This is a genomic window from Streptomyces sp. NPDC016309 (genome assembly GCF_043077235.1).
GTDB lineage: Bacteria > Actinomycetota > Actinomycetes > Streptomycetales > Streptomycetaceae > Streptomyces.
This window is the reverse complement of record NZ_JBIBSG010000009.1, coordinates 1-19812: the sequence shown is the minus strand read 5'-3', so window position 1 is coordinate 19812 and position 19812 is coordinate 1. Positions and strand designations below refer to the sequence as shown.

The 19812-nt window shown below is 72.9% G+C and carries 16 protein-coding genes; 13 read left to right on the top strand and 3 right to left on the bottom strand.

The genetic code is table 11. From position 1 onward, the window contains the following. Window positions 1–11: 11 nt before the first annotated feature. The 6 genes from ACF068_RS22605 (at window position 12) to ACF068_RS22580 (ending at window position 10056) form a co-directional block, all read left to right on the top strand. Window positions 12–1532 carry a leucyl aminopeptidase gene (locus ACF068_RS22605; protein WP_392276082.1) on the top strand — a complete coding sequence of 507 codons (1521 nt, stop codon included), beginning with the start codon at window positions 12–14 and terminating at the stop codon, window positions 1530–1532. Between the two features lie 477 nt (window positions 1533–2009). Next, window positions 2010–3398, top strand: a complete 1389-nt coding sequence (lpdA, locus tag ACF068_RS22600) for a dihydrolipoyl dehydrogenase (protein WP_392276081.1) — start codon at window positions 2010–2012, stop codon at window positions 3396–3398. A 58-nt stretch (window positions 3399–3456) separates the two neighbouring features. Then, complete coding sequence (gene sucB, locus ACF068_RS22595) at window positions 3457–5277, top strand: 2-oxoglutarate dehydrogenase, E2 component, dihydrolipoamide succinyltransferase (protein ID WP_392276080.1); 1821 nt, start codon at window positions 3457–3459, stop codon at window positions 5275–5277. Between the two features lie 178 nt (window positions 5278–5455). Continuing rightward, window positions 5456–6079, top strand: coding sequence for a GntR family transcriptional regulator (locus ACF068_RS22590; protein WP_392276079.1), 624 nt, complete (start codon window positions 5456–5458; stop codon window positions 6077–6079). Window positions 6080–6341: 262 nt separating this feature from the next. Next, window positions 6342–9032, top strand: a complete 2691-nt coding sequence (gene aceE / locus ACF068_RS22585; protein ID WP_392276078.1) for a pyruvate dehydrogenase (acetyl-transferring), homodimeric type — start codon at window positions 6342–6344, stop codon at window positions 9030–9032. A gap of 55 nt (window positions 9033–9087) precedes the next feature. Continuing rightward, window positions 9088–10056: a helix-turn-helix transcriptional regulator gene (locus ACF068_RS22580; protein WP_392276077.1), complete on the top strand. Its 969-nt coding sequence runs from the start codon at window positions 9088–9090 to the stop codon at window positions 10054–10056. On the opposite strand, the gene ACF068_RS22575 is transcribed toward ACF068_RS22580, so the two are convergent. Next, a complete protein-coding gene (locus tag ACF068_RS22575; protein ID WP_392276076.1) occupies window positions 10047–10979 on the bottom strand; it encodes an SDR family oxidoreductase in 933 nt (310 codons plus the stop codon). The two genes, ACF068_RS22580 and ACF068_RS22575, sit on opposite strands and share 10 nt — an antisense overlap. 98 nt (window positions 10980–11077) lie before the next feature. Between ACF068_RS22575 and ACF068_RS22570 the strand changes: the two genes are divergently transcribed. Beyond that, a complete protein-coding gene (locus tag ACF068_RS22570; RefSeq protein WP_392276412.1) occupies window positions 11078–11596 on the top strand; it encodes a DUF4240 domain-containing protein in 519 nt (172 codons plus the stop codon). A 45-nt stretch (window positions 11597–11641) separates the two neighbouring features. Here ACF068_RS22570 and ACF068_RS22565 read toward each other — a convergent pair whose 3' ends face one another. Next, window positions 11642–12133, bottom strand: coding sequence for a GNAT family N-acetyltransferase (locus ACF068_RS22565; RefSeq protein WP_392276075.1), 492 nt, complete (start codon window positions 12131–12133; stop codon window positions 11642–11644). Window positions 12134–12166: 33 nt separating this feature from the next. Here ACF068_RS22565 and ACF068_RS22560 point away from each other — a divergent pair, with 33 nt between their 5' ends. Both ACF068_RS22560 and ACF068_RS22555 read left to right on the top strand, forming a co-directional pair. Continuing rightward, on the top strand, window positions 12167–13069 hold the full coding sequence (locus tag ACF068_RS22560) for a TIGR01777 family oxidoreductase (RefSeq protein WP_392276074.1): 903 nt from the start codon (window positions 12167–12169) through the stop codon (window positions 13067–13069). Between the two features lie 380 nt (window positions 13070–13449). Beyond that, on the top strand, window positions 13450–14718 hold the full coding sequence (locus ACF068_RS22555; protein ID WP_392276073.1) for an FAD-dependent oxidoreductase: 1269 nt from the start codon (window positions 13450–13452) through the stop codon (window positions 14716–14718). An 80-nt stretch (window positions 14719–14798) separates the two neighbouring features. Here the strand turns inward: ACF068_RS22555 and ACF068_RS22550 are convergent, their stop codons facing one another. Beyond that, on the bottom strand, window positions 14799–16262 hold the full coding sequence (locus tag ACF068_RS22550; RefSeq protein ID WP_392276072.1) for a regulator: 1464 nt from the start codon (window positions 16260–16262) through the stop codon (window positions 14799–14801). 272 nt (window positions 16263–16534) lie between these two features. Here ACF068_RS22550 and lipB point away from each other — a divergent pair, with 272 nt between their 5' ends. The 4 genes from lipB (at window position 16535) to ACF068_RS22530 (ending at window position 19678) form a co-directional block, all read left to right on the top strand. Continuing rightward, entirely contained in the window at window positions 16535–17347 is an 813-nt protein-coding gene (gene lipB, locus ACF068_RS22545; protein ID WP_392276071.1) for a lipoyl(octanoyl) transferase LipB, read from the top strand. A 144-nt stretch (window positions 17348–17491) separates the two neighbouring features. Further along, window positions 17492–18445, top strand: a complete 954-nt coding sequence (gene lipA, locus ACF068_RS22540; protein ID WP_392276070.1) for a lipoyl synthase — start codon at window positions 17492–17494, stop codon at window positions 18443–18445. Between the two features lie 245 nt (window positions 18446–18690). Further along, on the top strand, window positions 18691–18960 hold the full coding sequence (locus ACF068_RS22535) for a hypothetical protein (RefSeq protein WP_392276069.1): 270 nt from the start codon (window positions 18691–18693) through the stop codon (window positions 18958–18960). 10 nt (window positions 18961–18970) lie between these two features. Further along, window positions 18971–19678 carry a DUF4191 domain-containing protein gene (locus ACF068_RS22530; RefSeq protein ID WP_392276068.1) on the top strand — a complete coding sequence of 236 codons (708 nt, stop codon included), beginning with the start codon at window positions 18971–18973 and terminating at the stop codon, window positions 19676–19678. Window positions 19679–19812 lie beyond the last annotated feature (134 nt).

The window sequence follows — 19812 nt, the reverse complement described above, 5'->3', positions numbered from 1 at the left end:
ATTTCACCACCGTGACTGCTCTCACTCTCAGCACCGCCGGCGCGGCGACCCTGCGCGCCGATGTTCTCGTCGTCGGCGTCGCCAAGAGCCCGAAGGGCGGCAAGGGGCTCGTTGCCGCTCCGGGCGCCGAGGCCGTGGACAAGGCGTTCGACGGGAAGCTCGCCACCGTCCTGGAGACCCTCGGCGCCTCGGGCTCCGAGGGCGAGGTGACCAAGCTCCCCTCGCCGTCCGGGCTGAAGGCCCCGGTCGTCCTGGTGGTGGGGCTCGGCGCGGCTCCGGAGAAGGACGAGACGTACGACGCCGAGGCGCTGCGCCGTGCCGCCGGTTCCGCCGCCCGCGCGCTGGCCGGCACGAAGAAGGCCGCGTTCGCCCTGCCGGTCGAGGCCGTCGAGGACGCGGAGGCGATCGCGGAGGGCGCGCTGCTGGGCGCGTACGCGTTCACGGCCTACCAGGAGCGGGGCAAGGACGCCAAGGGCCCGCTCGCCGAGGTGGTCCTGCTGGGCGCCAAGCCGCGCGACAAGGCGTACAAGGCCGGGGTCGAGCGCGCCGTCGCGCTGGCCGAGGAGATCAACCGCGCCCGTGACCTGGTCAACACCCCGCCGAACGATCTGTACCCCGAGTCCTTCGCCGCCATCGCCACCGCGGCCGGCAAGGAGCACGGCATCAAGGTGCAGGTCCTGGACGAGAAGGCTCTCGTCAAGGGCGGGTACGGCGGCATCCTGGGCGTCGGCCAGGGCTCGGAGAACGGCCCGCGCCTGGTGAAGCTGGCGTACACGCACCCCAAGGCGGACAAGACGCTCGCCCTGGTCGGCAAGGGGATCACCTACGACTCGGGCGGCATCTCGCTGAAGCCGGCCGGCCACAACGAGACGATGAAGTGCGACATGAGCGGCGCGGCCGCGGTGTTCGCCGCCGTCGTCACCGCTGCCCGTCTGGGCCTGGAGGTGAACGTCACCGGCTGGCTGGCGCTCGCCGAGAACATGCCGTCCGGTTCCGCGGTCCGGCCCGGTGACGTGCTGCGCATGTACAGCGGCAAGACCGTCGAGGTCCTGAACACCGACGCCGAGGGCCGCCTGGTCCTGGCGGACGCCCTGACCCGCGCCTCGGAGGAGAACCCGGACGCGATCGTCGACGTGGCGACCCTGACCGGCGCGATGGTGCTGGCGCTGGGCAACCGCACGTTCGGCATCATGGCGAACGACGACGCCTTCCGTACCGCGATCCACGAGATCGCGGAGGAGGTCGGCGAGGCGTCCTGGCCGATGCCGCTCCCGGCCGACCTGCGCAAGGGCATGGACTCCCCCACCGCCGACATCGCCAACATGGGCGAGCGGATGGGCGGCGGCCTGGTGGCCGGCCTGTTCCTCAAGGAGTTCGTCGGCGAGGGCATCACCTGGGCCCACCTGGACATCGCCGGCCCCGCCTTCAACGAGGGCGGCCCCTTCGGCTACACCCCGAAGGGCGGTACGGGCTCGGCGGTCCGCACCCTGGTGAAGCTCGCGGAGCGCACCGCCGCGGGCGACCTCGGCTGACACCCGCGTGACCAGCGGCCCCGGGCGGACCCCCGCCCGGGGCCGCCGCCCCCCGGCGAGTGAGGCGAAGGGGCGCGGCGGGTGCCGAGAGGGAGAACGCGCGGAGGCCCCGAGGAACGAGGGGTCGAGCACGATCGACCGTCGGCGCACGCTTGAGCGCCCCGGAGCCGTACCGAGCCGGATGAGGGGGCGAGTGAGGCGAAGGGGCGCGGCGGGTGCCGAAAGGGAGAACGCGCGGAGGCCCCGAGGAACGAGGGGTCGAGCACGATCGACCGTCGGCACACGCTGGAGCGCCCCGGAGCCGAACCGAGCCCCGGAAAGAACAGCCCCGCGTCCCGGTCTCCGGCAACAAGTGCGAAGATGGGTTCTCGGCAGGACAGGGCCCCCACCACAGGGCCGAAGAAACAGCGGCCGAACACCAGCCGCCGCCCGGTCGTGGACGACCGGCGACCGGCGCACATGCATGGAGGACGTGACGTGGCGAACGACGCCAGCACCGTTTTCGACCTAGTGATCCTCGGCGGTGGCAGTGGCGGGTACGCCGCGGCCCTGCGGGGTGCGCAGCTGGGCCTGGACGTCGCACTGATCGAGAAGAACAAGCTCGGCGGCACCTGCCTGCACAACGGCTGCATTCCCACCAAGGCGCTGCTCCACGCCGGTGAGATCGCGGACCAGGCCCGTGAGGCGGACCAGTTCGGTGTCCTGGCCTCCTTCGAGGGCATCGACATCAAGGCCGTCCACAAGTACAAGGACGACGTGATCGCCGGCCTGTACAAGGGCCTCCAGGGTCTCGTCGCCTCCCGCAAGGTGACGTACATCGAGGGTGAGGGCCGGCTGTCCTCCCCGACCTCCGTCGACGTGAACGGCCGGCGGGTCGAGGGCCGGCACGTCCTCCTCGCCACCGGTTCCGTGCCGAAGTCGCTCCCGGGTCTGGAGATCGACGGCAACCGCATCATCTCCTCGGACCACGCGCTGACGCTGGACCGGGTCCCGGAGTCCGCGATCATCCTGGGCGGCGGCGTCATCGGCGTCGAGTTCGCCTCGGCGTGGAAGTCCTTCGGCACCGACGTCACGATCATCGAGGGCCTGAAGCACCTCGTGCCGGTCGAGGACGAGAACAGCTCGAAGCTCCTCGAGCGTGCCTTCCGCAAGCGCGGCATCAAGTTCAACCTCGGTACGTTCTTCCAGAGCGCCGAGTACACCGACAACGGCGTCAAGGTCACCCTGGCGGACGGCAAGACCTTCGAGGCCGAGGTGCTGCTCGTCGCCATCGGCCGCGGCCCGGTCTCGGCCGGTCTGGGGTACGAGGAGCAGGGCGTCGCGATGGACCGCGGCTACGTCCTGGTCGACGAGTACATGCGCACCAACGTGCCGACCGTCTCGGCCGTGGGCGACCTGGTCCCGACGCTCCAGCTCGCGCACGTCGGCTTCGCCGAGGGCATCCTGGTGGCGGAGCGTCTGGCCGGTCTGAAGACCGTTCCGATCGACTACGACGGCGTGCCGCGGGTGACGTACTGCCACCCCGAGGTCGCCTCCGTGGGCATCACCGAGGCGAAGGCCAAGGAGATCTACGGCGCGGACAAGGTCGTCGCCCTGAAGTACAACCTCGCGGGCAACGGCAAGAGCAAGATCCTCAAGACCGCCGGCGAGATCAAGCTGGTGCAGGTCAAGGACGGTGCCGTGGTCGGCGTCCACATGGTCGGTGACCGCATGGGCGAGCAGGTCGGCGAAGCGCAGCTGATCTACAACTGGGAGGCGCTGCCGGCCGAGGTCGCGCAGCTCATCCACGCCCACCCGACGCAGAACGAGGCGCTCGGCGAGGCCCACCTGGCGCTGGCCGGCAAGCCCCTCCACTCCCACGACTGACGCCTTCAGTCCGGGCGCGACGACCACTTTCCGCAATTCGTTAGGAGCAACCGAAACCATGTCGGTTTCCGTAACCCTGCCGGCGCTCGGCGAGAGCGTCACCGAGGGCACTGTCACCCGCTGGCTGAAGGCCGAGGGCGAGCGCGTCGAGGCCGACGAGCCGCTGCTGGAGGTGTCGACCGACAAGGTCGACACCGAGATCCCCGCTCCGGCCTCCGGTGTCCTGGCCTCCATCAAGGTGGCCGAGGACGAGACCGTCGAGGTCGGCGCCGAGCTGGCCGTCATCGACGACGGCTCGGGTGCCCCGGCCGCCGAGGCCGCCCCCGCCGCCGAGGCCGCTCCGGCCCCGGCGCAGGAGGCTCCGGCGCAGGAGGCCCCGGCCCCGCAGGCCGCCCCGTCCACCGAGGCCGAGGCTCCCGCCCCCGCCCCGACCGCCGAGGCCGCCGCCGGCGGTGGTTCGGCCGAGGGCACCGACGTCGTGCTGCCCGCGCTGGGCGAGTCGGTCACCGAGGGCACCGTCACCCGCTGGCTGAAGGAGGTCGGCGAGGAGGTCACGGAGGACGAGCCGCTGCTCGAGGTCTCCACGGACAAGGTCGACACCGAGATCCCGGCCCCGGCTTCCGGAGTGCTGCTGGAGATCGTGGTCGGCGAGGACGAGACCGCCGAGGTCGGCGCCAAGCTGGCCGTCATCGGCGCTCCGGGTGCGGCTCCGGCCGCCGCCCAGGCCCCGGCCGCCCCGGCTCCCGCCGCCCAGGCCCCGGCTCCAGCCGAGGCCCCGGCTCCGGCCGCGGCTCCGGCTCCGGCCGCCCCCGCCGCTCCGGCGCCCGCCCCGGCTCCGGCGCAGCCCGCGCCCGCCGCCCAGGCCCCGGCTCCGGCCGCCCCGGCTCCGGCCGCCGCTCCGGCCGCTCCCGTCACCCCCGCCCCCGCCGCCGCACAGCCGGCGGAGGACGGCGCGTACGTGACGCCGCTGGTCCGCAAGCTCGCGGCCGAGAACGGTGTCGACCTGGCGTCCGTCAAGGGCACCGGCGTCGGCGGCCGTATCCGCAAGCAGGACGTCGTCGCCGCCGCCGAGGCCGCGAAGGCCGCCGCCGCTGCCCCGGCTCCCGCCGCGGCCGCCCCGGCCGCCGCCAAGGCCCCGGCCCTGGAGACGTCCCCGCTGCGCGGCCAGACGGTCAAGATGACCCGGATGCGCAAGGTCATCGGCGAGAACATGATGAAGGCGCTGCACTCGCAGGCCCAGCTGACCTCGGTCCTCGAGGTCGACATCACCAAGCTGATGAAGCTGCGCAACCGCGCGAAGGACGCGTTCGCCGCCCGTGAGGGCGTCAAGCTGTCCCCGATGCCGTTCTTCGTGAAGGCGGCGGCCCAGGCGCTGAAGGCCCACCCGGTCATCAACGCCCGGATCAACGAGGACGAGGGCACGATCACGTACTTCGACTCGGAGAACATCGGCATCGCCGTGGACGCCGAGAAGGGCCTGATGACCCCGGTCATCAAGGGCGCGGGCGACCTGAACATCGCCGGCATCGCCAAGAAGACCGCGGAGCTGGCCGGCAAGGCCCGTGGCGGCGGCCTCACCCCGGACGACATGTCCGGCGCCACCTTCACGATCAGCAACACCGGCTCGCGCGGCGCGCTGTTCGACACGGTCATCGTGCCGCCGAACCAGGTCGCCATCCTGGGCATCGGTGCCACCGTCAAGCGCCCGGTGGTCATCAACCACCCGGACCTGGGCGAGACCATCGCGGTCCGCGACATGACGTACCTGTCGCTCTCCTACGACCACCGTCTGGTGGACGGCGCCGACGCGGCCCGTTACCTGACGGCCGTCAAGGCGATCCTGGAGGCGGGCGAGTTCGAGGTCGACCTCGGCCTGTAGTCCCCAGCAGCAGGGCGTACGACGGCGGCGCCCCCGGTCCGGAGTTCCTTCGGGCCGGGGGCGCCGCTGTCGTGTCCACGGCACCGGGGCGTGACCGGTGTCTCCCGCCCGGGGCCGCCGTACGGGCTGACCGGGCGGAATAATGGCCAGCGACCGCCGCAGCAGCGAAGGAGCACCCATGACCCCGCCCGTCGTCCACTCGCTGCGCGAGCAGATCCGCGAGCACATCGTGGAGGGCATCGTCAGCGGCCGCTGGAAGCCGGGCGAGCGGATCGTGGAGCGGCGGATCGCGACCGAGCTGGCGGTCAGCCAGACGCCCGTGCGGGAGGCCCTGCGCGAGCTGGAGAGCCTCCGGCTCATCGAGTCGGCGCCCAACAAGGGCGTGCGGGTGCGCAACCTCACCGCGGCCGACCTGGAGGAGAGCTACCCGGTGCGGGCCGGTCTGGAGCAGATCGCCGCGGAACTGGCGGCCGACCGGCTGGGCGAGGACTGCTCGGCCCTGGAGCCCCATGTGGCGGCCCTCTACGAGGCGGACGCGCGGGCCGACGGCACGGCCCAGGTGCGCCACACGGTGGGCTTCCACCGGGAGCTGGTGCGGGCCGCCCACAACGGGGTGCTGCTGCACACCTGGGAGGGGCTGGGCATCGAGGTCTTCACGGCCCTGTCGATCCGCTGGCTCGGCACCGTACAGAAGTCGTACGCGGAGGAGCACGAGGAGCTCGTCCAGGCCTTCCGCCGCCGGGACCCCGCGATCGGCGTCCTGGTGAAGGAGCACGTCCTCGGCTGCGCCCCGCGCGCCTGAGCAGGCCCCCCGCTCATCGGTCGGAACGCGCGCTCATCCGCTGCTCCCACCTGCGAAAACCTGCGAAAACAAGGCACCGGGTGCCCATTTTCGTGGCACCGAATGCCGACTTTGGGCCTGGGGCGAACATTTTTCCCCGAACGCTTTGATCGATCATCGATCACGGTCGTACAGTCGTCCGCGGACTTCAACAGAGGTCCCCTCGCCCTGTCCTGCCAAGACCAAGGGCTCCCCACCCCTTCGACTCCGGAAGGCGGCGACTATGACCGACCCCACCCGCATCCAGCCGAGCGAGCTCGACCAGCTGCCGGACCGCGACCCCGAGGAGACCGCCGAGTGGCAGGCGTCCCTCGACGCCGTCGCCCAGGCTGCCGGGCCGCACCGCGCCGCGTACCTGATGCGGCGCACCCTGGAGCGCGCCGAGGGCGCCGGTCTCGCGCTGCCCAAGCTGCTCGAAACCGACTACGTCAACACCATCCCCACCGCCGCCGAGGCCGGCTACGGCTTCGACGGCGACGAGGCGATGGAGGCGCGGATCACGGCCTGGAACCGCTGGAACGCGGCCGCCATGGTCTCCCGGGGTTCCAAGTACGGCGTCGGCGGCCACATCGCCACCTTCGCCTCCGCCGCCTGGCTCTACGAGACGGGCTTCAACCACTTCTTCCGGGGCAAGGAGCAGGACGGCTCCGGCGACCAGCTCTACATCCAGGGCCACGCCTCGCCCGGCATCTACGCCCGCGCCTTCCTCGACGGACGCCTGAACGCCCAGCACCTGGACAACTTCCGCCAGGAGTCCGGCGGCAACGGCCTGCCCTCCTACCCGCACCCGCGGCGCCTGCCCTGGCTGTGGGAGTTCCCGACGGTGTCCATGGGCCTCGGCCCGCTGTCGGCGATCTACCAGGCGCGGTTCAACCGCTACCTGACCAACCGCAACATCAAGGACGTCTCGAACTCCCACGTCTGGGCGTTCCTCGGCGACGGCGAGATGGACGAGCCCGAGTCGACGGCGGCCCTCGCGCTCGCCGCCCGTGAGGAGCTCGACAACCTCACCTTCGTCATCAACTGCAACCTCCAGCGGCTGGACGGCCCGGTCCGCGCCAACTTCAAGATCGTGCAGGAGCTGGAGGCCCAGTTCCGCGGCGCCGGCTGGAACGTCGTGAAGTCGCTGTGGGGCAACGCCTGGGACGAGCTGTTCCAGCTCGACACCACGGGCGCGCTGGTCCGCCGGCTGCGCGAGGTGCCGGACGCGCAGATCCAGACGTACCAGACCCGCGACGCCGCCTACATCCGCGAGGACTTCTTCGGCAAGGACCCCGCCCTCGTCGAGATGGCGAAGCTGCTGTCCGACGACAAGATCATCGAGTGCTTCCAGTACTCCCGCGGCGGCCACGAGCCCCGCAAGGTCTTCGCAGCGTACAAGGCCGCCCTGGAGCACAAGGGCGCCCCGACGGTGATCCTCGCCCAGACGGTGAAGGGCTTCACCCTCGGCAAGGGCTTCGAGTCCAAGAACGCCAACCACCAGATGAAGAAGCTCTCGGTGGACGAGTTCAAGGACATGCGGGACCTGCTGGGCCTGCCGATCCCGGACTCCGCCTTCGCCGACGGCCAGGTGCCCTACGGCCACCCCGGCGCCGGCTCCCCCGAGGTGCGCTACCTCCAGGAGCGCCGCGCCGCCCTCGGCGGCCCCGCCCCGGCGCGCCGCATGCACGCCCTGGAGCCGCTGCCGGCGCCGGCCGACAAGACCTTCACCGCCTTCGACAAGGGCTCCGGCCAGCAGTCGGTCGCCACGACCATGGCCTTCGTCCGCCTGATGAAGGACCTGATCCGCGACAAGCAGACCGGTAGGCGCTGGGTGCCGATCGTCCCGGACGAGGCCCGCACCTTCGGCATGGAGTCGCTGTTCCCGTCGCTCGGCATCTACTCGCCGAAGGGCCAGACCTACGAGCCGGTCGACCGCGACCAGCTCATGTACTACCGCGAGGCCAAGGACGGCCAGATCCTCAACGAGGGCATCACCGAGGCCGGCTCGATGGCCGACTTCATCGCCGCCGCCACCGCGTACTCCACGCACGGCGAGCAGATGATCCCGTTCTACATCTTCTACTCGATGTTCGGCTGGCAGCGCACGGCCGACCAGATGTGGCAGCTCGGCGACCAGCTCGGCCGCGGCTTCCTCGTCGGCGCCACCGCCGGCCGCACCACGCTGACCGGTGAGGGCCTCCAGCACGCCGACGGTCACTCCCCCGTCATCGCGGCGACCAACCCGGCGGCGCTGACGTACGACCCGGCGTTCGCGTACGAGGTCGCGGTGATCGTCAAGGACGGCCTGCGCCGGATGTACGGCGAGACGGCCCCCGGCGAGGACCCGAACGTCTTCTACTACCTGACCGTCTACAACGAGCCGATGCCGCAGCCGGCCAAGCCCGAGGGCGTGGACGAGGGCATCCTCAAGGGCTTGTACCGCTTCAAGGAGGGCACGCCGGTCACGGCCGACGCCCCGCGCCTCCAGCTGCTGTCCTCCGGCACGGCGATCCACTGGGCGCTGAAGGCCCAGGAGATGCTGGCCGCCGACTGGGGCGTGACCGCCGACGTATGGTCGGCGACCTCGTGGACCGAGCTGCGGCGCGACGCGCTGGAGGCCGACGCGGCGCTGCTGCGCGGCGAGGAGCGGGTGCCGTACGTACGCCAGGCGCTGGCCGACGCCCAGGGCCCGGTGCTGGCGGTCAGCGACTACATGCGCCAGGTGCCGGACCAGATCGCGCAGTGGGTCGAGCAGGACTACAGCTCGCTCGGCGCGGACGGCTTCGGCCTGTCGGACACCCGGGAGGCGGCCCGCCGCCACTTCGGCGTGGACGCCGAGTCGATCGTGGTGGCCGCGCTGGCGCAGCTCGCCAAGCGCGGGGAGGTCCCGGTCTCCCAGGTGAAGGACGCCCGCGAGCGCTACGGCCTGTAGGAGCCGTGCTTCCAGGGGCCCCCGCTACGGCGGGGGCCTCTTGCATGATGGGGCCATGCGCGCTGCCCGCCTGATCAAGATGGTGCTCCTGCTCCAGTCCCGCCCCTCGATGACGGCCGCCGAGCTGGCGCGGGAGCTGGAGGTCTCCGAGCGCACGATCACCCGGGACGCGCTCGCCCTGTCGGAGGCCGGTGTGCCGGTGTACGCCGACCGGGGCAGGGCTGGCGGCTACCGGCTGATCGGCGGCTACCGGACGCGGCTGACGGGGCTGGCGCGCAGCGAGGCGGAGGCGCTGTTCCTGTCCGGGGTGCCGGGCGCGCTGCGCGGGATGGGGCTGGAGGACGCGGCGTCGGCGGCCCGGCTGAAGGTGTCGGCCGCGCTGCTGCCGTCGCTGCGGGACGCGCCCTCCTCGGCGGCGCAGCGGTTCCACCTGGACGCGCCGGGCTGGTACCAGGAGCCGGAGACGCCGGAGCTGCTGCCGGTGCTGGCGGAGGCCGTGTGGGACGACCGTACGGTCTCGGTGCGCTACCGGCGCCGGGACGACGGCGAGGTGGAGCGGGAGCTGGCGCCGTACGGGCTCGTGCTCAAGGCGGGCGTCTGGTACCTCTGCGCCCGCGCCGGGGCGTCCTTCCGGGTCTACCGGGTGGACCGTTTCACGGCGGTGACGCCGGGGGACGAGCGGTTCACCCGGGACGAGGACTTCGACCTGCCGGGGTTCTGGGAGGAGCGGGCCGCCCAGTTCGCCCGCTCGATCCTGCGGACGGAGGCGGTGGTGCGGCTGACGGAGGCCGGGGTGCGGGGCCTGCCGTACGTGGCGGACCGGGCCGCCGCCCGCGAGGCGCTGGAGGCGGCCGGCCCGCCGGACGCGGAGGGCCGGGTGACGGTGACCCTGCCGGTGGAGTCGGAGGAGGTAGCGTACGGCCAGCTACTGCGGCTGGGGCCGGAGGCGGAGGTGCTGGAGCCCGCCTCGCTGCGGGCGCTGTTCGCCGGGGCGGCGGACCGGATGGCGGCCCTCTACCGGTAGTCCTCCGCGGAGGCGTCCTTCCCGCCGTGCACCACGTCGATGAAGTACCCCCAGGCGTCCGGGCGCGATCCGTCGGTGTCGGTGAAGCCGTACTCCCGGGCGAGCTGCCCGCTGGAGAGCGACCGGCCGTTCCACCGGTGCCGGTCGGGGTCGGTGGCGAGCGCGGCGACGGCCCGGCCGACGTACGCGGGTGATTCGGCGACGGCGAAGTGCGGCTCCTTCTCCGTCGCGTCCCGCCAGTTCTCCTCCGTCACGCCGTAGATGTCGAGCATGATCTCGGAGCGGAGGTAGCCGGGGGTGAGGGCGACCGCCGTGCCGCCCACCGCCTTCAGGTCCTCGCCGAGGCAGAAGGCCATGCGCAGCGGGGCGTTCTTCGCGAGGTCGAAGTAGAAGTTCTCCCGGAAGCGGGTGTTGTACTCGGCCGTCCCGTCCGTCATCTCCACCACCAGTCCGCCCGGGTTCCGCACGAGCAGCGGGAGGGCGCAGCTACTGGTGATGACGTGGCTGCGGACGCCCAGCTCCAGCATCCGCAGGCCCTGGTCGAGGTCGGTCTCCCACATCTTCTTGCCCCAGGGGATCAGGTGGTCGCCGCCCCAGAGGCTGTTGACCAGGACGTCGAGCCGTCCGCGTTCCCGGTCGATCCGGTCGACGAGTTCCCGGACCTGCGCCGGCTCGAGGTGGTCGACCGGTACGGCGATGCCCTCCCCGCCCGCCGCGGTGACGAGCTCGGCGGTCTGCTCGATGGTCTCGGCCGGCCGGCCCACCTCGCTGACGCCGGTCCGGGTGGTGCGGCCGGTGACGTACACGGTGGCTCCGGCGGCGCCGAGCTCGACGGCGATGGCGCGGCCGGCGCCCCGGGTGGCGCCGGCGACGAGGGCGGTGGTGCCGGCGAGGGGCGCGGCAGAAGTGTTGTCGTTCGTCATACGACCATCCTGCCGGTGATACGCGACATCCTCTGTCCGGTTTCTTTTCGGCCGCTCCGCGTGCACTGCGTCCTCCGACCCAGGATGCTTGTCCCGTGATGGACGAGACGGAGTTCTGGGAGATCATCGACACCACCCGCCAGGCCGCCGAGGGCGACCCCGAGGACCACGCGGAGCTGCTCGTCGAGCGGTTGCTCCAGCTCGATCCCGACTCCGTGCTGGACTTCGCCCGGCACTTCGAGGCGCGCTACAACCGCGCGTACACCTGGGACCTGTGGGGCGCGGCGGCCGTCCTGCTGGGCGGGGCGAGCGACGACGCGTTCGACTACTTCCGCTGCTGGCTGATCGGCCAGGGCCGCGAGGTGTTCGAGGGGGCGGTGCACGAGCCCGACACGCTGGCGGAGCTGCTGGAGGACTTCGACGAGGAGATCGACGGGGACGGCGAGGAGCTGGGGTACGCGGCGGACGAGGCGTACGAGCAGCTCACGGGCGCGGTCGCGCCGGACCTGGGCATCCCGCCGCAGGCCCCGGAGCCTGAGGGCACGCCGTTCGACTTCGACGACGACGCGGCGCTGGAGGAGCGCTTTCCCCGGCTCTGGGACCGGTTCGGCGTGTGACCCGGGCACCCGGGTGCCCGGGGCGGCCCGGGTGCCGCGGGTGCTTCAGAGGCTGCGGCCCATCAGGACGTCGTCGACGTACCGCCCGTCCAGGAAGAACTCGCCCGGCAGGACACCCTCCACGACGAACCCCTCCGAGGCGTACAGCGTGCGGGCGGGCTTGTTGTGGCCGAGGACGCGCAGGGTGATGCGGGTGGCGCCCTGGCGGACGGCCTCGTCGCACGCGGCACGCAGCAGGGCGCGTGCCACCCCACGGCCGCGCGCCCACTCGGCGACGGCGAGGCCCTGGATCTGGCGCACGTGCCGGTTGCAGGCCAGCCGCGTGGGCGGCACGAGCCGGATGTATCCGGCGGGGCGGCCGTCCTCGGCCTCGGCGACCAGGAAGTCCTCCGGCCGGTGCGAGGAGTCGAAGAACGGGTCGTACGGCGGCTGCGGCGGCGGCTGTACCGCGTGCAGCGGCGACCAGGTCTCACGGTCGAGCCGCCCGAGGGCGTCGTCGTCCCCGGGCCGTGCCAGGCGTATGTGCGGGGTGCTCATGCCCGACACTGTGCCACGCGGCAGGATGGGCGCATGAAACGTATCGGTATCGCTCGTATCGCGGTCACCGGCTCCACCGGTCTCATCGGGTCGGCCCTCGTCCGCTCGCTGCGGACCGACGGGTACGACGTGGTCAGACTGGTGCGGCGCCCCGCGCGGGCCGGTGACGAGGTCGAGTGGGACCCCCGGCGGCAGTACGTGGACGCGGCCGGGCTCGTCGGCTGCGACGCCGTCGTGCACCTCGCGGGCGCGGGCGTCGGCGAGCGCCGCTGGAGCGAGGCGTACAAGAAGGAGATCCGCGACAGCCGGGTGCTCGGCACCGCGGCCGTCGCGGAGGCCCTCGCCTCGCTCGACACCCCGCCGAAGGTCCTGCTGTGCGGCACGGCTCTCGGCTACTACGGCGACACCGGGTCCCGGGCGGTGGACGAGACGGCTCCCCCGGGGGACGGTTTCCTGCCGTCCGTGTGCGTGGAGTGGGAGGGCGCCGCGGCCGCCGCGGAGGAGGCGGGCGTCCGTGTCGCGTACGCCCGCACCGGGCTGGTGGTGGCGCGCGAGGGCGGCGCGTGGGGGCGGCTGTTCCCGCTGTTCCGGGCGGGGCTGGGCGGCCGCCTGGGCAGGGGCGAGCAGTACTGGAGCTTCATCTCCCTGCACGACGAGGTGGCCGCGCTGCGGCACATCCTGGACACCGAGTCCCTGTCCGGCCCGGTGAACCTCACCGCCCCGGACCCGGTCACGAACCGGGAGGTCACCGCCGCGATGGGCCGCGTACTGCGCCGTCCCGCGTTCCTGCACGTGCCGGCCCCGGCGCTGCGGGTCGCGCTGGGCGACTTCGCGTCCGACGTGCTCGGCAGCCAGCGCGTCCTCCCGGCCCGGCTGCTGGAGTCGGGCTTCCGCTTCGCCTTCCCGACGATCGACACGGCGATCGCCGCCGCGTAGGTCCGCGGCGGCGGCCCGGCCCCGCGGCCTGCCCCGCGGGTCGCCCGCCCGGACGTGGTTGCCGTGGGGTCGGCGCAGGGGTTGTCCGTCCGGGCTCGGCCGCCCTGGGGACGCGCGCCGGCCCAGGCACCCGACCCCACCCAGCGGCGCGAGCCCGACCGGTGGTCCAAGAGCCCGCCCACCGCTCCCGTGGTTCCGGGCTCGGCCGCCCGGAGGATTCCGGCCGCGTGCGACCCCCGTTGCTTCGGTGACCCCCCGCGCGCGCGTGTGACCGGGGTCTCGGCCCGCTCATACGCTCGGAGCCCGAACTCGGGTATTCCACGGCCCTGTTAAGGGCATGAGCCCCCCACGCACCGAACCGCCACCCCGGGGAGGGACACGTGTTTGAGCGCGCACGCCACGCGGACGTCATCATCGTAGGAGCCGGAATCGCGGGACTCGCCGCGGCTCATCAACTGACCAGTGCGGGAGTGACCGTCAGCGTCCTGGAAGCCGCTTCCCGCATCGGCGGCCGCATGGCCACCGAGCACATCGACGGGTTCCGGCTCGACCGGACCGGGCAGTTGTTCAGCACCTCGTACCCCGGTCTGGGCGGTGCTGACCTGCGGCTCTTCCAGCCGGGCGTCCTGGTGCACAGCGAGGGCCGGCTGCACCGCACCGGCGAGGTCGGCAGGAGTGCCCGGTGGGCCCGGGCGCGGGCGCTGGCGAGCGCGCCGCGCCCGCTGGACCAGGCCCGGCTGGGGGCCGCGCTGGCCCGGCTGGCCGCGACGGAGGACGCCCGGCTGCTGGCCCGCCCCGAGCGCCCGGCGCTGGACGGGCTCGCGGGCCGCGGCCTGCCGGCCCGTACCGTCAGCGGATTCGTCCGCCCGCTGCTGTCGGCGCTGCTGAGCGACCCGGACCTGACCACCTCCAGCCGCTGCGCCGACCTGGCACTGCGGGACTTCGCGCGCGGCCGGCTGTGCGTTCCGGCGGGGGGCGCCGCCGCGCTGCCCGAGCTGCTGGCGGCGACGCTGCCGCCCGGCACGGTGAAGACCGGCGTCCATGTGAAGGACGCGTCCATCAGCCGGGTCGTCACCGCGGAGCACGGCGAGCTGAGTTGCCGCTGCCTGGTGGTGGCCACCGGCGCCCGGGCGGCGGGCGAGCTGCTGCCGGGGCTGCGCGTGCCGGACTTCCACCAGGTGACCGTGGTGCACCACACCGCGCCGGCGGCCCCGCTGCCGGACGCGGCCCTGGTGCTGGACGCCGACCGCGCGGGTCCGGTGTCGCACTCGGCGGTGATGAGCGAGGTCGACCCGTCGCGGGCGCCGTACGGCCGCGTCCTGGTCAGCTCGACGGTGCTGGGCAGCCCGCCGGACCGGCTCGACCAGCGGGTCCGGAGGCATCTGGCGGCGCTGTACGGGACGGGCACCGACGACTGGGAGCTGCTGGCCGTGCACCACGATCCGGAGGCCGTCCCGGCGATGCTGCCCCCGCACGACCCGCGGCGGCCGGTGCGGCTGCTGGGCGGGCTGTACGTGTGCGGTGACCACCGGGACACGAGCACCGTGCAGGGCGCCTACCGGTCGGGCCGCCGCGCCGCCGACGCGGTCCTCCGGGACCTGGGCGTCCCGTCCTCCTACGAGGCGCCTCCGCTGCGGGTGGCGGCCTAGGACGTCTCCCTTCGGATGCCGCCGGGCTCGCGGGCCCCGGGGCACGCGTCCGCCGTGTCCGCCGTGTCTCCGGGGGCCGGCTAGCCGATGGCGCCGACCCGGTCCCGATAGTTCCGCACCGCGGTCGCGTCCCGGTAGGGCTCCAGTCGACGTTCGAACTCGCGGACGTACTCCGCGGCGCGGGCCGAGCGCATCTCGGACGCCTGCTGGGCGGCCTCCGCGCCGAGGGCGCACGCCTGGTCGAGTTCGCCGAGGCCGAGGCGGGCGGTGGCGAGGACGACCCGGCAGAAGAGGCGGCTGCGCGCGAAGCCGGGCGCGCGCAGTTGGAGTGAGCGTTCCGCGTGCTGGGCGGCGGCCCGGTACTGCTGGAGGTCCCGGTGGCAGTGGCCGAAGTCGTCCGCGAGCTGGGCCTCGTCGAAGAACCGCGCCCAGTGGGGCACGTCGTCGCCGGGCCGGGCGGCGTCCAGCGCCCGCTCGGCCCGGACGAGGGAGGAGGTCGCGGCCCGGACCTCGCCGAGGACGGCGTGCCCGCGGGCCTCGACGGAGTGGAGCATCGCCTGGACGACGGGCGGCGCGGAGGAGCCGACGCCCTGCTGGGCGACCCGGGCGAGTTGGACGGCCTCGCGGCCGTGGCCGAGGTAGACGGCCTGGCGGCTCATGGTGATGAGGACGTAGGCGCCGTAGGCGCGGTCGCCGGCGGCCTGGGCGAGCCGCAGGGCCTGGACGAAGTACCGCTGGGCGAGGCCGTGGGCCGCGATGTCGTACGAGGTCCAGCCGGCCAGCCGGGTCAGGTCGGCGGCCGCGCCGAAGAGCCGGCGGCCGACGGTCTCGCCGTACACACCGCGCAGCATCGGCTCGGCCTCGTGTTCCAGGTACCGGACGAGGGCCTGCCGGGCGTGCCCGCCGCCGTAGGCGTGGTCGAGGGTGCGGAACAGTTCGCCCACGGAGCGGAGGGCGGCGATGTCGCCGCCGGTGACGCGCTGGCCGGGGCCGCGGTCGGTGGTGCGCTGCCGGGGTACGGAGACGGGCGGGGCGGCGGGGGCGCGGCCCTGGGCGGGGACGCGGGGCTCGGCCGGGTGGTGGGGGTCGCCCCGGCCCACGCGTTCGTCGGCGCGGCCGATCAGCCAGTCGCGGCTGGGGACGACGAGTCCGGCCGGGGTGAAGGCGATCTTGCGGAGTTCGGCGTGGCTGCCGGAGTCCTTGCGCCAGAGCCCGCTGACGATGTCGACGGCCTCCTCGGGCGTGGCGGCGAATTCGAGTCCGGCGTAGACCGGGGCGCAGGCGTCCAGGCCGAGGTCCTGGGCGGACAGCCGTCTGCCCAGGCGTCGGGTGAAGACCTCGGCGATCAGTGCCGGAGTGGTGCCGCGCGGTTGCTGGCCGCGCAGCCAGCGGGTCACGGACGTTTTGTCGTACCGCAGGTCGAGGCCGTGTTCGAGGCCGAGCTGGTCGACGCGTCTGGCGAGGCCGGCGTTGGAGAACCCGGCTTCGGCGATGAGGGCGGCGAGCTGGCGGTTGGGGGTGCGCTGCGGGGGGCGATCCGTCATCAGCTGTGCGGTCTCCTGCCTTGCCTTCTGGGCCGGGGTGCAGACCCCCTTGGAACGGCGCGAATTTAACTGCCCCGGACGTCCGTACCGCCGTCTTCGCCCCACATTCATCCGATCGTGTGAGGATTGGGGGCGGCGCTGACGGCCGGTGCCGGGTGTGTGCCAGGCCGCACCTGCCGGTCGGTGATCGTCCGCGCCGCCGTACAGTGGCCGTGGGGCGCGATGAGTGCACGCTGCAAGGTTCTGGCGCATGGTTCTAGGGAGGCGTTGCCGTGAGTGAGCTGCGATTCGTCCGGGTGGGCTTCGGCGCGGACGCCGTCGAGTACCAGCGGGCCTGGGACATGCAGCGCGAGGTCCACGCCGCCCGCTTCGCGGACGAGGTCCCGGACACCTGTCTGCTGCTGGAGCACCCGCCGGTGTACACGGCCGGGCGGCGCACCGAGGACAGCGAGCGCCCCCTGGACGGCACGCCGGTGATCGACGTGGACCGCGGCGGCAAGATCACGTGGCACGGTCCCGGCCAGCTCGTCGGCTACCCGATCATGAAGCTGCCGCGTCCGGTGGACGTGGTCGCGCACGTACGGCGCCTCGAGGAGGCGCTGATCCGCACGGCGGCGGACTTCGGCCTGGAGACCACCCGGATCGAGGGCCGCAGCGGCGTCTGGGTGCTGGGCGACCCGGTGGAGGAGCGCCCCTCGCTGGGCGGCCTGTCGCTGGACTTCGACCCGCGCCTGCACGACGACGAGTTCGACGCGCGGCTGAACGGCCCCGAGTACGCCCCGTCCAACGCCGGCCAGCGCCGCGAGGACCGCAAGCTGGCGGCCATCGGCATCCGGGTGGCCAAGGGCGTCACGATGCACGGCTTCTCGCTGAACGTGAACCCGGACAACACCTGGTTCGACCGGATCGTCCCGTGCGGGATCCGGGACGCCGGGGTGACGTCGCTGTCGGAGGAGGTCGGCCGGGAGGTGACCATCGCCGAGGTGCTGCCGGTGGTGGAACGCCACCTGCGGGACGTGCTGGAGAACGCGGAGCTCAGGCCCCGGGAGATCGAGCGGGACGCGGAGCCGGTGGCGACCGCCTAGGGCGGTCCAGGGCGGTCCGTACGCGCGGGAATGCAACCCTTGGGCCAGAGGTTGGCCAGGCGTCACGACCATCGCCGAGAAGGTCACACTTTTATCGGGCGTACCCTGGTGTTCGCCGAGGAATCGAAGCCGTAGGAGCCAGCCGTGTCCGCAGTCGCACCCGACGGACGCAAGATGCTGCGCCTGGAGGTCCGGAACAGCCAGACCCCCATCGAGCGCAAGCCCGAGTGGATCAAGACCCGGGCGAAGATGGGCCCCGAGTACAACCAGCTCCAGAAACTCGTCAAGAGCGAGGGACTGCACACGGTCTGCCAGGAGGCGGGCTGTCCGAACATCTTCGAGTGCTGGGAGGACCGCGAGGCGACCTTCCTCATCGGCGGTGACCAGTGCACCCGGCGCTGCGACTTCTGCCAGATCGACACCGGCAAGCCGCAGGCGCTGGACCGGGACGAGCCGCGCCGCGTGGGCGAGTCGGTCGTCGCGATGGACCTGAACTACGCCACCATCACCGGCGTCGCCCGCGACGACCTGGAGGACGGCGGCGCCTGGCTGTACGCGGAGACCGTGCGGCAGATCCACGGGATGACCGCGGAGCGCGAGGGCGGCCACACCAAGGTCGAGCTGCTGATCCCCGACTTCAACGCGGTGCCCGAGCATCTGGCCGAGGTCTTCTCCGCCCGCCCCGAGGTGCTGGCGCACAACGTCGAGACCGTGCCGCGGATCTTCAAGCGCATCCGCCCCGGTTTCCGTTACGAGCGTTCGCTGGAGGTCATCACCAAGGCCCGTGAGGCCGGTCTGGTGACCAAGTCGAACCTGATCCTCGGCATGGGCGAGACCCGCGAGGAGGTCAGCGAGGCGCTCCAGCACCTGCACGACGCCGGCTGCGAGCTCATCACCATCACCCAGTACCTCCGGCCCTCGGTGCGCCACCACCCGGTGGAGCGGTGGGTCAAGCCGCAGGAGTTCGTGGAGCTGAAGGAGGAGGCCGACGAGATCGGCTTCTCCGGTGTGATGTCGGGCCCGCTGGTCCGCTCCTCGTACCGCGCGGGCCGGCTCTTCCAGCAGGCGATGGAGCGGCGGAGCCAGACCGCCGTGTGAATCGCCGCACAGGTCCGGCGGCCCTGACGACCCGGCCCGTGCACACCCCGCAGGTGAGGGGCGTGCGCGGGCCGTGTCGCGTCCCGGGGCGGGGCGCGCGGGTTTCACCGGCGTTTGACCCGTCGGTCACGTCCTGGTAACACCAATCAGTGACGATGCTTGTACGCCCCGCGCACACCGCCGCGCGCGGACGCCGCGTACGACCCCCACTCCCGCAGAACCCGCTCCCAGGGAGGACCCCGAACATGCAGGCCGCGACCCAGCAGGTACGCACGGCAGACCAGGCGCGCCCGGCGCGCTCCGCACGCGATGTCTCCGAGGTCCGGGCCCAGCCCTTCCCGTCGGTCACCGGCGCCCTGCGCGCCGTCGAGTCGCTGCTGCTGGGCGGCGGCCAGCGCACCGCCCGGCGCAACGCCTGGACGTCGGTCCTGGAGGACCGGCGCCGCGCCAAGGACCGGGTCGAGGCGCAGCACGTACTGGAGGCCGTGGCGGGCCACACTTCCCGGGCCACGTAAACTTCAGAGCATGGCGAGGAAGGCAACATCAGACAGCGGTGACGCCGCTGCGAACCCCGGGCGACTGAAGCAGATCGCTCTGACGTACAAGATGACCCGAAAGGCCGATCCCAAGGTCGGTCTCGTCGTCGCGGGCGTGGGACTCGTCGTCTTCGGCGTCCTCCTCGCGATCGGCTTCCTGATCGGGCATCCCGTTTACCTGGGCATCCTGGGCTTCCTGCTGGCCTTCCTCGCGATGGCGATCGTCTTCGGGCGCCGCGCCGAGCGGGCGGCCTTCGGGCAGATGGAGGGCCAGCCCGGCGCGGCGGCCGCCGTCCTGCAGAACGTGGGCCGCGGCTGGACGACCACCCCGGCGGTCGCGATGAACCGCAACCAGGACGTGGTGCACCGCGCGGTCGGCAAGGCCGGCATCGTGCTGGTCGCCGAGGGCAACCCGAACCGGCTCAAGACGCTGCTGGCGGCCGAGAAGAAGCGGATGGCCCGCATCGTCGTGGACGTCCCGGTGCACGACATCATCGTCGGCAACGGCGAGGGCCAGGTGCCGCTGAAGAAGGTGCGCACCACCATGCTCAAGCTGCCGCGGGTGCTCTCCGGCCCCCAGGTGACCGCCGCCAACGACCGGCTGCGCGCCATGGGCGACCTCATGAGCAACATGCCGCTGCCGAAGGGCCCGATGCCCAAGGGCATGCGGATGCCGCGCGGCGGCAAGATGCGCTAGCGCCGTCCTCCGCATAACGGAGAAGGGGCGCCCCCCCGGGGTGGGGGGGGGCCCCGTCTCCGGTAAGTCCGCGGGCGGGGGGGGGCGGGGTGGTACGCCGGGCGCCGATACAGGCCTGCACCCCGCCGGAGAGC